General features: G+C 58.0%; 15 protein-coding genes. 10 read left to right on the top strand and 5 right to left on the bottom strand.

Annotated features, from left to right (window positions below; translation table 11 throughout):
- Positions 1 to 12: 12 nt before the first annotated feature.
- The 3 genes from Q0746_RS14635 (at position 13) to Q0746_RS14625 (ending at position 2,203) form a co-directional block, all read left to right on the top strand.
- A complete protein-coding gene (locus Q0746_RS14635; RefSeq protein WP_298261573.1) occupies positions 13 to 537 on the top strand; it encodes a hypothetical protein in 525 nt (174 codons plus the stop codon).
- Between the two features lie 18 nt (positions 538 to 555).
- Positions 556 to 1,311, top strand: coding sequence for an SDR family oxidoreductase (locus Q0746_RS14630; RefSeq protein WP_298261572.1), 756 nt, complete (start codon positions 556 to 558; stop codon positions 1,309 to 1,311).
- Positions 1,312 to 1,372: 61 nt separating this feature from the next.
- The gene (locus tag Q0746_RS14625) at positions 1,373 to 2,203 is read left to right on the top strand and encodes a DMT family transporter (protein ID WP_298262146.1); all 831 of its coding nucleotides are present in this window, start codon (positions 1,373 to 1,375) and stop codon (positions 2,201 to 2,203) included.
- Between the two features lie 12 nt (positions 2,204 to 2,215).
- On the opposite strand, the gene Q0746_RS14620 is transcribed toward Q0746_RS14625, so the two are convergent.
- Both Q0746_RS14620 and Q0746_RS14615 read right to left on the bottom strand, forming a co-directional pair.
- On the bottom strand, positions 2,216 to 2,602 hold the full coding sequence (locus tag Q0746_RS14620; RefSeq protein ID WP_298261570.1) for an MAPEG family protein: 387 nt from the start codon (positions 2,600 to 2,602) through the stop codon (positions 2,216 to 2,218).
- A gap of 94 nt (positions 2,603 to 2,696) precedes the next feature.
- The gene (locus Q0746_RS14615; RefSeq protein ID WP_298261569.1) at positions 2,697 to 3,464 is read right to left on the bottom strand and encodes a transglycosylase SLT domain-containing protein; all 768 of its coding nucleotides are present in this window, start codon (positions 3,462 to 3,464) and stop codon (positions 2,697 to 2,699) included.
- A gap of 229 nt (positions 3,465 to 3,693) precedes the next feature.
- On the opposite strand from Q0746_RS14615, the gene gatB reads away from it, so the two are divergent.
- Positions 3,694 to 5,208, top strand: a complete 1,515-nt coding sequence (gatB, locus tag Q0746_RS14610; RefSeq protein ID WP_298261567.1) for an Asp-tRNA(Asn)/Glu-tRNA(Gln) amidotransferase subunit GatB — start codon at positions 3,694 to 3,696, stop codon at positions 5,206 to 5,208.
- A 108-nt stretch (positions 5,209 to 5,316) separates the two neighbouring features.
- Here the strand turns inward: gatB and Q0746_RS14605 are convergent, their stop codons facing one another.
- Entirely contained in the window at positions 5,317 to 5,904 is a 588-nt protein-coding gene (locus tag Q0746_RS14605) for a hypothetical protein (RefSeq protein ID WP_298261565.1), read from the bottom strand.
- A 460-nt stretch (positions 5,905 to 6,364) separates the two neighbouring features.
- Between Q0746_RS14605 and Q0746_RS14600 the strand changes: the two genes are divergently transcribed.
- Positions 6,365 to 6,772: a DUF4177 domain-containing protein gene (locus Q0746_RS14600; protein WP_298261563.1), complete on the top strand. Its 408-nt coding sequence runs from the start codon at positions 6,365 to 6,367 to the stop codon at positions 6,770 to 6,772.
- A 34-nt stretch (positions 6,773 to 6,806) separates the two neighbouring features.
- On the opposite strand, the gene Q0746_RS14595 is transcribed toward Q0746_RS14600, so the two are convergent.
- A complete protein-coding gene (locus Q0746_RS14595) occupies positions 6,807 to 7,211 on the bottom strand; it encodes a hypothetical protein (protein WP_298261561.1) in 405 nt (134 codons plus the stop codon).
- Positions 7,212 to 7,275: 64 nt separating this feature from the next.
- Positions 7,276 to 7,533, bottom strand: coding sequence for a BolA family protein (locus Q0746_RS14590; protein WP_298261559.1), 258 nt, complete (start codon positions 7,531 to 7,533; stop codon positions 7,276 to 7,278).
- A gap of 74 nt (positions 7,534 to 7,607) precedes the next feature.
- Between Q0746_RS14590 and Q0746_RS14585 the strand changes: the two genes are divergently transcribed.
- The 5 genes from Q0746_RS14585 to Q0746_RS14565 all read left to right on the top strand — a co-directional run bounded on the left by Q0746_RS14585 (position 7,608) and on the right by Q0746_RS14565 (position 13,764).
- The gene (locus Q0746_RS14585; protein WP_298261557.1) at positions 7,608 to 8,246 is read left to right on the top strand and encodes a J domain-containing protein; all 639 of its coding nucleotides are present in this window, start codon (positions 7,608 to 7,610) and stop codon (positions 8,244 to 8,246) included.
- A 150-nt stretch (positions 8,247 to 8,396) separates the two neighbouring features.
- The gene (cobS, locus tag Q0746_RS14580) at positions 8,397 to 9,383 is read left to right on the top strand and encodes a cobaltochelatase subunit CobS (protein ID WP_298261554.1); all 987 of its coding nucleotides are present in this window, start codon (positions 8,397 to 8,399) and stop codon (positions 9,381 to 9,383) included.
- 19 nt (positions 9,384 to 9,402) lie between these two features.
- On the top strand, positions 9,403 to 10,104 hold the full coding sequence (locus Q0746_RS14575) for an aspartate/glutamate racemase family protein (protein WP_298261552.1): 702 nt from the start codon (positions 9,403 to 9,405) through the stop codon (positions 10,102 to 10,104).
- 2 nt (positions 10,105 to 10,106) lie between these two features.
- Positions 10,107 to 11,987, top strand: a complete 1,881-nt coding sequence (cobT, locus tag Q0746_RS14570) for a cobaltochelatase subunit CobT (protein WP_298261548.1) — start codon at positions 10,107 to 10,109, stop codon at positions 11,985 to 11,987.
- 13 nt (positions 11,988 to 12,000) lie between these two features.
- Positions 12,001 to 13,764, top strand: coding sequence for an aminopeptidase P family protein (locus Q0746_RS14565; protein WP_298261546.1), 1,764 nt, complete (start codon positions 12,001 to 12,003; stop codon positions 13,762 to 13,764).
- The last annotated feature ends 54 nt before the right edge of the window (positions 13,765 to 13,818 follow it).

Genomic DNA, 13,818 nt, shown 5'->3' with positions numbered 1-13,818 from the left:
CGAGTAGACCTCATGCCAGTCATTTTAGCCATTCTCGGTGCCATAGGTGCCGCCATCTACTATTACATTCGCAGTCGTGGCCCGATTAATTCCGGCCGTGACCTGATCGAAGCCGCCACAGAAGTGCGCCTTGCGGCGCGCCGTTTTGGCTTCAAACGCAATGCCAATCGCCACCCCGCCGAGGACATCGACGACCCCAAGGTTGCCATTGGCGGCATTGCCGTCGCCTTCTTGGAGATGGACAGCCTGCCCACGCAAGAGGCCCGCATCGCCATGACCCGTGAGATGCAAAGCGCCACCCATGTGACCCTTGAGGACGCCGAAGAACTGACGATCCTAGGACGTTGGCTGATGAATGAATGCGGCGGGCCCGAGCAATGTGTCTCGCGATTGTCGCGCAAATTGTATAAACTGCGAGGCGCGGAACAACTGGCCCCGTTGATGCAAGTGCTGGGTGCCATTGGCGCCTCTGGGGGCGGCTTGTCCGATCGCCAACGCGATGCCCTCGCTGACATCAAACTGATCTTCAACCTGTGACCCTGAAAGAGACCCCAAATGGCGCGTAAAACCAAAACCGTTCTGATCACCGGAGCCAGCTCCGGCATTGGCGCCGCCACGGCCCTTCTGGCGTCCAAAAGCGGGTATGACATTGGCATTCACTACAACAGCGACCTAAAGGGCGCGCAGCTCGTGGCGCAAATGTGCGAACAAGAAGGGGCGATTACCCATCTGTTCAAGGGCGATGTGTCCAGGCCCGAAGATGTGGAACGCATCTTCGAGGAATTCGACGCGGCCTTCCCCCAGATGGACGCGCTGGTGAACAACGCGGGCATCGTCGATGTGGCGTCGCGCGTCGAAGAAATGTCCTATGAGCGCCTGCGCCGCATGGTGGATGTGAACTTGATCGGGGCCATTTTGGTCGCGCAACAAGGTGTTTTGCGCATGTCCAAAGCCTACGGCGGCGACGGCGGCGTGATCATCAACACCAGCTCGGCGGCGGCGCGTTTGGGATCGGCGAACCAATATGTAGATTACGCCGCCACCAAGGCCGGCATCGACATCTTCACCAAGGGTCTGAGCGACGAGGTCGCCGCAGACGGCGTGCGCGTGGCCGCCATCCGCCCTGGCCTGATCGAAACCGCGATTCACGCCAAGGGAGGCCTTCCCGACCGCTGTGATGATCTTGCGCAAACCGTGCCAATGAAGCGCGCAGGCGACGCCGAAGAATGCGCCCATGCGATTGTCTATCTGATGAGCGAGGGCGCAAGCTATGTCACCGGCACCACGCTTGACGTGACAGGCGGCCGCTAGAATTTTGGGCGCATTGCGGGCGGCGTCCTCCCCACGGCACAATTTGGTTGGCAGCCTGTTCATGGTGGCCGCGATGGCCTTATTCGCCATTGAGGACGCCATGGTAAAGGCGGCCACCACCAGCATGCCGGTCGGGCAAACCATGTTGATCTTCGGGCTGGGGGGCGCGGCCCTTTTTGCGGCCACCGCTCTTTGGTTCAAGGAGCCGCTCTATACCCGCGATGTCATTTCGCGCCCTATGCGGCTGCGCGTTTGCTTCGAAATTGTCGGGCGGTTGTTTTATGTTCTAGCATTGGCGCTGACCCCGCTCGCGTCGGCGACCGTCATTTTGCAAGCCACGCCGCTGGTGGTGGTTGCTGGGGCCGCTTTGCTGTTTGGAGAACGCGTCGGCTGGCGCAGATGGCTGGCGATTGGGATCGGGCTTGTCGGCGTTTTGGTCATCTTGCAACCCGGTGCGGAAAGCTTCTCTGGGCTTTCTGTTTTGGCGGTTCTGGGAATGCTGGGGTTTGCCGGTCGCGACCTTGCCAGCAGAGCCGCCCCCGCAGCACTTGGCACGTCGATCCTTGGGCTGTACGGCTTTTTGTCTTTGGCCTTTGCTGGCGGCGCATTCGCCTTGTGGCAGGGTCATCCCTTTGTGGCGCCGGACCCCATTAGCGGGTTTTATCTGTCGGGGGCCATTCTTGCAGGTGTCGCCGCCTATAGCTGCCTGATGAAGGCCATGCGCAGCGGCGAAGTCTCTGCTGTGACGCCATTTCGCTACACCCGTCTGCTCTTTGGCATTGGGATCGGCTTGGTGTTCTTCGGGGAAACCCTAACGCCGCCGATGATCTTTGGATCAGGGTTAATCGTGCTGTCGGGCCTGTTCATCATGTGGCGTGGCAAACAGGCCTGACAGGTCATTGCATTATGCAAATAGTCCCATAACCGCACCGGCGGCTGCCATCAGCAACAAGGCCGCAATTGGGTAGAACGACAGCATGAACCCCAACCCACGGCTGGACGGGTCCGTCATATAGGCGCGCCAGAACAACATGCGCCCGACCAAATACACCACACCGATTGGGGCCACGAGAAGCGCAGACCAATAGGTGCCAGCGATAAACAGCATCGGCAAGAAGGCAATGAGGCACTCCAAAGTGTTCATCTGGACGCGGTAGGCGCGTTCAAATCCGTCGTGGCCCGAAACCGCCGGACCCTTAAGGCCGCTGTCGCGGCGTTGTCCGCCGACCAAATAGCCGAAGTACAAATACTGAAGAACCGCCAGTACGGCGACCAATTCGATAAAAGGCATTAGATGTGATCCTATTGGTGAATGGCGCCCCGCGAATACGGGGCTTGAATGAGTCCTCGTTTCCCCCAAACACCTGCGTGGCGCAAGGAAAAGGTCAGTCAACCGCGGGGCGTGTTACCGGTTTGATGTCCGAAAGGCGCTGTTCCAACGGCAGAAGCTGGGTGACCTGCCGAGGCCTTTGGCGCGGCTTTATCGATCCCAGCGGCTTGCAATAGCTTTGCTTGCGCAGCCAACCAGCCATTTCCTTGCGTTTGGCCGCTTTGGTCATCGGCCCCCAATCGGCCCCGACCCCGCCCAATTTTCCATTGGCCTTGCGGGCCACCGCATTGTCGCGTTTGACGGTGACGGCCATGATCCGCACGGCGCAGCTGAGGTTTGCCGAGCCGTTCTTTAGCGCCTCCCCCGTGTCGACGCGGCATTTATAGCCGCGTGCCGTTCCGGGCAGTATTTGGGTCAACCCGTACCAGAGCCCCCCGCCGCCCACCGCGCGGGGTTTCCATGTGCTTTCATGCTTGGCCAAAGCACTGAGGAACCCGTTCCAGAACTCCGCCCGCTTGTCCAAACCGTTGGTCTCATAGGCGGGGCACCAATCGGCCATGTCGCGCGGCACCATGGTCAAAAGCGGCAATCCGTGCCCCTTTAAGGCCTCCAGCGTGGTGCGGGTCCAAAGGCGGCCTTCGGGACGGAAATCCCAGCGAGCGGTCGGGATATGATCGTCTCTGGGAATGGGGCGCCGCAGCTCTGATGTGGCAACGCTTAGGGATGCCGCGACAGCAACCGCCGTGTCATCGGCGCTTTGCTCCTGCGCAAAGGCAGGGCTGGCCGCAAAAAGGGCGGCAATTATGAGTGCGTGGCAGCGCATGGCGGGCATACAGACCAGAGATTAACCATACTGGCAACATTTATGTCCCTTCTGCCGTTGGGTTGTGCATGGGATCGCAACAATTCGCCCAAGTTCGGGCGACTGCCCCCGTGAATTCAACATTGAGCTGGTTTCAAATTGAAAAAACAAAGCGGTCGCGCGGGGCTTTGGCACCTTGCCCGACCCACAAAATCTCACTAGAACGCACTCGACCTAGTGGAGATCCCCCATGCTTGATTTGACCTATGAGACCCCGAAGCCCAAAGTTATTGCTGGTGCAAAGCAAGATTGGGAATTGGTGATTGGCCTTGAGGTGCACGCACAGGTATCAAGCAACGCCAAGTTGTTTTCAGGGGCCTCTACAAAATTCGGCGCAGAACCCAATGCCAACGTGGCCTTTGTGGATGCGGGCATGCCGGGTATGTTGCCGGTGATCAACGAGGAATGCGTGGCGCAGGCCGTGCGCACAGGCTTGGGGTTGAAGGCCGACATCAACCTTTACTCCGCCTTTGATCGCAAGAACTACTTCTACCCTGACCTGCCGCAAGGCTACCAAATCTCGCAGCTTTACCACCCGATTGTGGGGATCGGCGAAGTGCTGGTTGAACTGGGGTCGGGTGTTGCGCGCACCGTGCGCATCGAACGTATCCACCTAGAGCAGGACGCGGGTAAATCCATCCACGATATGGACCCGACCATGTCCTTCGTTGACCTGAACCGCACAGGCGTGGCGCTGATGGAGATCGTCTCCATGCCCGACATCCGTGGCCCCGAAGAAGCAGCGGCCTATGTCAGCAAATTGCGCCAGATCATGCGTTACTTGGGAACCTGTGACGGCAACATGCAAAACGGCTCCATGCGGGCCGATGTGAACGTGTCGATCTGCGCGCCGGGCCAATATGAGAAATACCAAGAGACCGGTGATTTTTCGCATCTGGGCACCCGCTGCGAGATCAAAAACATGAACTCCCTGCGCTTTATCCAGCAGGCGATTGAGGTCGAGGCGAAACGCCAGATCGCCATCGTTGAAGGGGGCGGCACGGTGGACCAAGAAACCCGCCTTTATGATCCGGACAAGGGCGAGACGCGCTCCATGCGGTCTAAGGAAGAAGCACATGACTACCGCTACTTCCCCGACCCCGACCTGTTGCCCTTAGAGATTGAGCAAGCTTGGGTCGACGAGTTGGCCGCGAAACTGCCAGAGCTGCCGGACGCCAAGCGCCTGCGCTTCATGGAAGAATTCGGCCTGTCGGATTATGACAGCTCGGTTCTGACCGCAGACACCGCTGATGCGGCTTATTTCGAAGAGGTCGCCAAAGGGCGCGACGGCAAGATGGCCGCCAACTGGGTGATCAACGAGCTGTTCGGCCGCCTGAAAAAGGACGACGATAAAGCCATCGGCGATAGCCCCGTGTCCCCTGCCCAATTGGGCGGTATCATCGACCTGATCGCATCGGACGCAATTTCCGGCAAGATCGCGAAAGAGCTGTTCGAAATCGTCTACTCCGAAGGTGGCGATCCAACCGAGATCGTGGAAGCCCGCGGCATGAAGCAGGTCACCGACACAGGCGCCATCGAAGCCGCCTTGGACGAAATCATTAGCGCCAACCCCGCGCAGGTCGAGAAGGCGCAAGCCAACCCGAAACTGGCAGGCTGGTTCGTGGGTCAGGTGATGAAAGCCACGGGTGGCAAAGCCAACCCGAAGGCCGTGAACGAATTGGTGGCGAAGAAGTTGGGGGGGTAACTGACTGCTGCTCGCTAGTTACTCTGGCTGCGCGAGCAATTCCTCCCCCCAGCAAGCCACGCCGCCCCCTTTCCCACAAAGGGTTCGTTACATCGCACCGGTCAATTGCTATTTTTTCTTACTAAACTCAGCGATAGCCGACTGCTGTGCAATACGGTTTGGAAAAGAAACAATACTCCTGTCCCCTAGTATTTTAGGAAGATAGGCAGTTGGGGGCCGTTCCCCATTTTGTTTCATGTGATCAACTATAGTGCCACTTCCAAAAAGAGCGCACAAATTCACCGATAACATCGCTTTTAGAACTAGTCCGTCTTCATCGGGAATTGTTTGAGACGCGTTGGTGTCTTCGGGATATTTCTTGAAAGTTTGTGCAAGTTTCGACACTTCTTCGTCGGAGAACTTGTTCAAGCACTGTTTCTCAACAGATGTTCGGTGCAAAGCGACCTGCTCGTCGGCTAAAGACGCTGGAAGCAGTCGTGCGAAACCTTCGCGGTCTAAGACTTTGATGGATCGTTTTCGCAGCATGTTCGCATAGACGTCCACATATGCGAGAACAAAATGGTCGCGATAGTCCTCCAAGAAATTGTTAGCAGTGAATCTTTGCATAACAAACTTCACATCATCCGCACGATCGGCAAGAGCTTGCTGACTACACCCTAGAACCAACAATGCCGCAGCTAAAAGCTTCAATCCCATCAAATTCGCCTCAATAAACCAGCCTAACTCTGTGTGGGTTCATACAGCCAAATCATTGTGGCTTCAGTATGTTCAACTGACGAAGCAGATCAGAAAACACCCCCACCCGCTCACGGGGTCAATACCGTGGCGGGGGAAAGCGTCTCGCTGATGTTTGCGCGAAAAGGTGGCGCCACCAAAGGCAGACAGCCCAAGCCATGCGGATCCCCCAAGGGTTCCCCCCCAGCGGCCAGTGTTTCGCGAAACAGCTGGCAGCCCTTATACGAACTGCCGCGTGTTTCAGATGTCTTTGTCGGTACCGGCGTCGAGGTTTAGCGCGAGAAGGTTAGCGTCGCGTGACGGCTGCGTACGCAGGCCAGTGGCGACATCGCACCAATTTAGCCTTGCCTCCCTGCTTTGACTGGACTCGGAAGCGGGGCTTTTGTAACACCCCACCTACCGACAGCAGGGGGAACGCACCATGACACAATATGAATACCAAGTGGTGCCAGCGCCGCGCAAAGGAAAATCTGCGCGCAAGATCAAAGGCGTAGAAGCCAAGTTCGCCAACACCATCAGCCTCGTGATGAACGAGATGGCCGCCGAGGGTTGGGAGTATTTTCGCGCCGAAACCCTGCCTTGCGAAGAACGCCAAGGGCTTACTGGCAAGACGATCAAATACCACTCCATGTTGATCTTTCGCCGCGAAATTTCGGCTGAGGTCGAGACGCCGGAGTCAGTAGCCCCCGCCGTTGCGGCGCCTGTCGAGACCGAAGACGCCGCCCCCGAGCCCCCCGTTGAGCGTGCCGAACCTGTCTTCACCAGAGCCGACGGCCCCGCCGCAGAAGGCTTTATCGATGAGGCCACCCCAGAACAGCGCAACGACTGACCCGCATCCCTGCGCGGGCGCACTTGCTCTTCGTCTAACCTTCGGCGGCCCAGTGCTTGGCGCGCAGGAACGAGAAGCCAATTGCCATCAAAGTGCATCCAGCAAACAGCGTCTCGCTTAGGGTGGTGACGTCTGAGAAGACGGCCCAAAAGCCGGCTGCAAAAATACAAGTATTTAAGGCCACCACGCCAAGCACGACTTTGCCAAAAGCTTGGTCAAAACGGCCCTGCGTCATCGGCCGCCATGTTTTCCCTTGCGACATTCTTACAAGCAACCACACCAAGGCGGATGCGACCGCCAAGAAGACCGGCACTACCAAAAACAATTGATTTAGCAAATCCGCCGGCATGAGGGCGGTCGCAAGAAACGCCGCAGCAAACAGCGAGATCAAATTTGCAAAACAACACGCGATTACGAAAATCGGCGTAGATTTCAACATCAACATATGACCCCTTTTAGATCAAAACTTGCGAAACAAATCGCAATTAACTCTGCCTAATGGACTACTCTGCAAGGTCCAAGGCCAAGGCGTGAATTTTACCGATCAAGTCCGGCCCTAGCGCCGCGTGAACAGCGCGGTGGCGTTGAATGCGCGACATATCAGCAAAAATTGCAGCGCGGATCACCACGTTGAAATGGCTCTCGCCGCCCTCTTGAAACCCTGCATGTCCGCGGTGACTTTCACTGTCATCTATTACCTCTAGGCGCGTCGGCGCGAAGGCCGTTTGCAATTTATCGCCAATCTGATCTTTTATACCCATATTTTTTCCAAACTGCTCTTCACCTTACGGCTCAAAACTCTAAAGTGTCTTCTCCGAGTCTAAAAGGTTAAGTCATGGCGCGTCCTCCGTTTGATCCATTTGAGTTCGATATTTCAGCGAAAACCGACAAAGCGCGTCGCGCAAAAGGGCGTCGTGGAATGTCTGGTGCAGTTGAGACATCTCAGCGCACCTGTGAAGCCCCGGATTGCGAGGAGCCGGGCAAATATCGCGCCCCGAAGTCGCCGGATGTGCTGGATGACTTTTACTGGTTTTGCCAGACCCACGTGCGCGAGTACAACCTGAAGTGGAACTTCTTCGAGACCCACACCCAAGAAGAAATGGAACGCCAGATGTCTGCGGACAAAGTCTGGGAACGCCCGACCAAGCCCTTGAAGAAAGGGGAGGAGCAGCGCGCATGGTCCCGTCTTGGCGTGGATGATCCGATGGCCGTTCTGGGCGAAAACGCAACCCGCAATCCAGGCCGAAACCCCAATGGGGCTGGGCGCAAACTGCCCGCGATGGAGCGAAAGGCGCTGGAAATTCTGGAAGGCACCGTTCACATGAGCAAGCCTGATTTGCGCAAGAAGTACAAAGCCCTGATCAAGGAGCTGCACCCTGATATGAACGGCGGCAACCGCACCGACGAGGAGCAGCTGCAGCAAGTTGTCTGGGCATGGGATCAACTCAAGGACAGCCGCAACTTTTCCGGCTGACCCAAAGCACAAAGACTTAATCGCGCGGGCGGTCGCTTAATGACCGGCCTGCGCAACCTCCTCGCGAATTCATTTCAATCACGGGCGTAGTGCTTGCCCTTAAGCAGAAATTGAGGCATCTCGTGGGTGATATTCTGAGGGAACGTAGACATGGCTGACGGCAGTATTGATTTGAGTGCAAAACCAACCGAGGACATCTCGGTTCGGGAAGTTTTTGGCATAGACAGCGATATGAAGGTCAAGGGCTTTGCCGACCGGACAGACCGCGTTCCTGAACTCGACAGCACCTATAAGTTTGACCGCGACACCACCCTCGCGATCCTTGCAGGCTTCACCCACAACCGCCGCGTGATGATCCAAGGCTACCACGGCACGGGCAAATCCACGCACATCGAACAAGTCGCCTCGCGGCTGAACTGGCCGTGCGTGCGCGTGAACCTTGATAGCCACATCAGCCGTATTGATCTGATTGGTAAGGACGCCATCAAGCTGAAAGACGGTGTGCAGGTAACTGAGTTCCAAGAAGGCATTTTGCCTTGGGCCCTTCGCAACCCCACCGCGATTGTGTTTGATGAATATGACGCCGGCCGCGCTGACGTGATGTTCGTGATCCAGCGCGTTTTGGAAGTGGACGGCAAGCTGACGCTTCTGGACCAGAACAAAGTGATCAACCCGCACCCCAACTTCCGCATCTTCGCGACGGCGAACACCGTTGGCTTGGGCGACACCACGGGGCTGTACCACGGGACCCAGCAGATCAACCAAGGCCAGATGGACCGCTGGTCGCTGGTCACGACGCTGAACTACCTGTCCCACGGGGCGGAATCCGCCATCGTTTTGGCGAAGAACCCCTACTACAACACCGAAGAGCGCCGCAAAACCGTCGAGCGCATGGTGACCGTCGCCGACCTGACCCGCACCGCCTTCATGAACGGCGATCTGTCGACATTGATGTCGCCACGGACCGTCATCGCATGGGCGCAAAACGCGTTGATCTTCAACGATGTGGGCTACGCCTTCCGCCTGTCGTTCCTGAACAAATGCGACGAATTGGAGCGCGAAACCGTGGCCGAGTTCTACCAACGTTGCTTTGACGAGGAACTGCCAGAGAGCGCTGCAAGTGTGAGCTTGGGGTAAATCCTCAGGAGGGTGGTAGATGCATATAGGATTGATCGGCGGTATCGGACCTGCGGCCACCGTAGTATATTACCAACGTCTGACGGACCTTGCGCGAAAAGCTGGTGAGCATATCGACATCACGATTGCTCATGCCAGCGTGCAAGACCTTATAAAGAACAATCTCGCAGACGACCGTGCGTCCCAAGCAAAGATATACGCACGACACATCGACAGTCTAAAAGCTGCCGGTGCGGATTGCGTCGCGATCACATCTTTAGGTGGTCATTATTGCTTTGACGAGACGGTACCAATGTCGTCCCTGCCGCTGATCAGCGCTGTAGCCCCCTTAGACAACTTCTTTACGGGTAAGGGCCTGAAACGAATTGGTTTATTGGGCACCGAAGTCGTCATGCGAACGAAGCTTTACGGTCAATTGACCGACCTTGAAGCCGTTGCTCCGAATGAAGACCTTAACGATTTGGGGGCCACCTACCGCGACGTCGCTGTAACAGGTGTTTGCACAGATACGCAGCGCGACCGCTTTTTTGCCGCTGGGCGTGAAATGATAGACCAACAAGGTGCAGACGCAGTGGTTCTTGCTGGAACCGATCTGAATCTCGCCTTCGACAACAACGACCCAGGCTACCCAGTGTTTGACGCATTGGATGTGCACGTCGGAGTACTTTTTGACATTGCTAGTGGGCGCAGTAGTTTGAACGCGCACGCACAGGGGATCTGAGCATGAATAAGCCAAACGACAACCCTGCCGATCCGTTCAAAAAGGCGCTGGCTGAGGCGACCAAAACGCTGGCCAACGACCCTGATTTGGGGGTGGCCTTCACGGTTGATCCTCCGGGGATGACCAACGATCAAATGCGCTTGCCGCAAGTGACGCGCCGCATGACCCGCGACGAGGTGATGTTGGCACGCGGCACGGCGGATGCCTATGCGTTGCGCCGCCGGTTCCACAACGACACCACCGCCAACCGCTACCTGCCGCAAGGCAACATGGCGCGTGAACTCTATGATGCGATGGAAACCGCGCGCTGCGAAGCCATGGGCGCACGCGCCATGCCCGGCACAGCTGGCAACATTGACGCCAAAATCGGCGCGGAAGCGGAACGCAAGGGCTACGGCCAAGTCACCGAGGCCAGCCAAGCCCCCTTGTCCGTCGCCGCAGGCTATCTGATCCGCCATTTGGCCACAGGCCGCGCGCTGCCCGCAGATGCGACCAATGTGATGAACCTTTGGAAAGATTTCATCGAAGGGGCCGCAGGCGGTACATTGGAAAACTTGCAAGACGTATTGTCGGATCAGGCCAGTTTTGCAAAATTTGCACGCCAGATCATCGATGATTTGGGCTATGGCGACCAATTGGGTGAAGACCCCGACGACATCAATGAGGACCAAGAAGACGAGGCCTCGGAAGATCAGCAAGACCAAGAGCCCGACGACAACGCCAACCCTGACAAGGAAGACAACGCAGAGGACGAAGATGCCTCCGCCGAGCAAAGCCAAGAACAACAAGACGACGCATCCTCCGCGACGGTGCAGCTTGACGATATGGCCGACGCCGAGATGGGCGACGAGGCAGAACTGCCCGAAGGCGAGGCACCAATGGACCCGCCGCCGCCTGCCCCGCATTCCGACGCGGACCCGAATTACGAGGTGTTTTCCACGGAGCATGACGAGGTGATCCGCGCCGAAGACTTGGCCGAGCCCGCCGAGTTGGAGCGCCTGCGCGCCTATCTGGACCAGCAGCTAGACCCCTTGAAGGGGGCTGTGTCACGGCTGGCCAACAAGCTGCAACGCCGCCTGCAGGCCCAACAAAGCCGCTCATGGGAGTTCGACCTTGAGGAAGGCATTTTGGACGCGGGCCGATTGGCGCGGGTCGTCGTCAGCCCGACGACCCCCCTCTCCTTTAAGCAGGAAAAGGACATGGAGTTCCGCGACACCTGCGTGACCTTGCTGATTGACAACTCCGGCTCGATGCGCGGACGCCCGATCTCTATTGCCGCGATTTGCGCCGATGTTCTGGCCCGCACCTTGGAGCGGTGTCAGGTGAAGACCGAAATTCTGGGCTTCACCACCCGCGCCTGGAAAGGCGGGCTTAGCCGCGAAGGTTGGCTGGCGGATGGCCGCAGCCAGCAACCGGGCCGGTTGAACGACCTGCGCCACATTATCTACAAATCCGCCGACGCCCCATGGCGCCGGTCCCGCGACAATCTGGGTTTGATGATGAAAGAGGGCTTGCTGAAAGAGAACATCGACGGCGAAGCACTGGAATGGGCGCACAAGCGGATGATCGGCCGCCCCGAAGCGCGCAAAATTCTGATGGTCATCTCGGACGGCGCCCCAGTGGACGATTCAACCCTATCCGTTAACCCCGCGAATTACTTGGAAAAACACCTGCGCGACGTGATCGCCATGGTCGAAAAGCGCCGCGCGGTGGAACTGATTGCCGTGGGCATCGGCCATGACGTTACCCGCTATTACGAGCGTGCCGTGACAATTACAGATGTCGAACAATTGGCCGGTGCGATGACCGAACAATTGGCGGCCTTGTTTGACAGCGACCCACGGGCCCGCGCCCGCGTAATGGGAATGAAGCGCGCCAGCTAAATGGACCTGACTTATGTTTCAGACCTTCGACGACGCAACCTCCCCCGAACAAGGGCCACCGCGCCTGAAGGCTCTGCGCCGCGAGCTTGCAGCCGAAGGGTTTGACGGCTTTATCGTCCCACGCGCCGACGCGCATCAGGGGGAATATGTCGCCGCCTGCGATGACCGGCTGTCTTGGCTGACCGGCTTTACCGGATCGGCGGGGTTTTGCGCCGTCCTGACGGATCTGGCTGGCGTGTTTGTCGACGGGCGCTACCGTGTGCAGGTGAAAGCGCAGGTTGATCTGGAAAACTTCACCCCCGTAGACTGGCCCGAAACCAAGGCAGGCCCGTGGTTGAAGGAGCATCTGCCAGCCTCGCACCGCATGGCCTATGACCCTTGGCTGCACACCCGTGCGGAGGTGGACGCACTTGAGACAGCGGGAGTAACGCTTGTTCCATCTGCCAACTTGGTTGACCGCATTTGGCACGATCGCCCTGCCCCCCCGATGGGCAAAATCATCGAGCACCCGATCGAGCTTGCCGGTGAGACCCATGCCGCCAAACGCCAGCGATTGGCAGTGGCCTTGAAGGCCGCCCAACATGACGCGGCGGTGCTGACATTACCCGATAGCATTGCGTGGCTGCTCAACATTCGCGGCACTGACATTCAACGCAACCCCGTGCCTCACTGCTTTGCGGTCTTGCATGCCGACGCCAGTGTTGATCTCTTCGTGGCCTCGGAAAAGCTCTCGGAGTTGGGCGGGCATTTGGGCGCGGATGTTCGGGTCTTTGCGCCCGATATGTTCCTTGAGCACCTGTCGACCCTCACTGGCACGCTCCAAGTCGACAAAGCCACCGCACCCGCGATCGTGTCGCAAACCATCACCGCCGAGGTGGTCTTTGCCGACGACCCCTGCATCCTGCCCAAGGCCTGCAAAAACCCCACCGAAATCAAAGGGGCGCGGGCCGCACATATGCGCGACGCCCATGCCATGGTGCATTTCCTCGCTTGGCTGGAGACCCAAAAGGCCGGACTAACAGAGATCGACGTCGTCACTGCCTTGGAAGGGTTTCGCTCGGAGACAAACGCCCTGCGCGACATCAGCTTTGACACCATCGCGGGGGCTGGCCCGAACGGGGCGATCGTACATTACCGCTGCACCCAAACCTCCAACCGCGCCGTGCAAGACGGCGAATTGCTGCTTGTCGACAGTGGCGGGCAATATGTCGATGGCACCACGGATATCACCCGCACCGTGGTGATGGGCACCCCCACCCGCGAACAACAAGAGTGCTACACCCTTGTGTTGCAAGGCATGATTGCACTGGCAGCGGCACGCTTCCCGCGCGGTGTGGCGGGGCGCGACTTAGATGCGCTGGCGCGCGCCCCCCTTTGGCGTCACGGGTTGGACTATGACCATGGCACCGGCCACGGCGTGGGCTCCTACCTATGCGTTCACGAGGGCCCCGCCCGCATCAGCCGCATCTCGCAGGTCCCGCTTGAGCCGGGCATGATATTGTCGGACGAACCAGGCTACTACCGTGAAGGGGCGTTTGGCATCCGCATCGAAAACCTGATTGTCGTGCAAGAGGCCCCGAAACTGGGGGACAACCGCGACCAGCTCAGCTTCGAGACGCTCACATGGGTGCCCTTTGACCGCCGATTGATTGCCACCGATATGTTGGCCCCGTCAGAGCGTCAGTGGATCGACGACTACCACGCCAAAATTGCCGCGACACTGAAGGTGCAAGGTGCCTCGCGTGACTGGCTGATGGCTGCGACAAAACCACTCTAAGACATCGCTTCCCAAAGCTTCATGAAAATGTAATGTTCCGCCTTCAGCATAAAT

The organism is uncultured Litoreibacter sp., from assembly GCF_947487515.1.
Classification (GTDB): domain Bacteria; phylum Pseudomonadota; class Alphaproteobacteria; order Rhodobacterales; family Rhodobacteraceae; genus Litoreibacter.
This window is presented reverse-complemented; position numbering and strand designations above follow the sequence as displayed.

Bases quoted from the DNA above. Each gene is read 5' to 3' on its own strand.
- Q0746_RS14595 (WP_298261561.1), bottom strand. From the start codon at position 7,211: ATGTTGAAATCTACGCCGATTTTCGTAATCGCGTGTTGTTTTGCAAAT.
- Q0746_RS14620 (WP_298261570.1), bottom strand. From the start codon at position 2,602: ATGCCTTTTATCGAATTGGTCGCCGTACTGGCGGTTCTTCAGTATTTG.
- Q0746_RS14585 (WP_298261557.1), top strand. From the start codon at position 7,608: ATGGCGCGTCCTCCGTTTGATCCATTTGAGTTCGATATTTCAGCGAAA.
- Q0746_RS14575 (WP_298261552.1), top strand. From the start codon at position 9,403: ATGCATATAGGATTGATCGGCGGTATCGGACCTGCGGCCACCGTAGTA.
- cobT (WP_298261548.1), top strand. From the start codon at position 10,107: ATGAATAAGCCAAACGACAACCCTGCCGATCCGTTCAAAAAGGCGCTG.
- Q0746_RS14590 (WP_298261559.1), bottom strand. From the start codon at position 7,533: ATGGGTATAAAAGATCAGATTGGCGATAAATTGCAAACGGCCTTCGCG.
- gatB (WP_298261567.1), top strand. From the start codon at position 3,694: ATGCTTGATTTGACCTATGAGACCCCGAAGCCCAAAGTTATTGCTGGT.
- Q0746_RS14565 (WP_298261546.1), top strand. From the start codon at position 12,001: ATGTTTCAGACCTTCGACGACGCAACCTCCCCCGAACAAGGGCCACCG.
- Q0746_RS14615 (WP_298261569.1), bottom strand. From the start codon at position 3,464: ATGCGCTGCCACGCACTCATAATTGCCGCCCTTTTTGCGGCCAGCCCT.
- Q0746_RS14625 (WP_298262146.1), top strand. From the start codon at position 1,373: ATGGTGGCCGCGATGGCCTTATTCGCCATTGAGGACGCCATGGTAAAG.
- Q0746_RS14605 (WP_298261565.1), bottom strand. From the start codon at position 5,904: ATGGGATTGAAGCTTTTAGCTGCGGCATTGTTGGTTCTAGGGTGTAGT.
- Q0746_RS14635 (WP_298261573.1), top strand. From the start codon at position 13: ATGCCAGTCATTTTAGCCATTCTCGGTGCCATAGGTGCCGCCATCTAC.
- Q0746_RS14600 (WP_298261563.1), top strand. From the start codon at position 6,365: ATGACACAATATGAATACCAAGTGGTGCCAGCGCCGCGCAAAGGAAAA.
- Q0746_RS14630 (WP_298261572.1), top strand. From the start codon at position 556: ATGGCGCGTAAAACCAAAACCGTTCTGATCACCGGAGCCAGCTCCGGC.
- cobS (WP_298261554.1), top strand. From the start codon at position 8,397: ATGGCTGACGGCAGTATTGATTTGAGTGCAAAACCAACCGAGGACATC.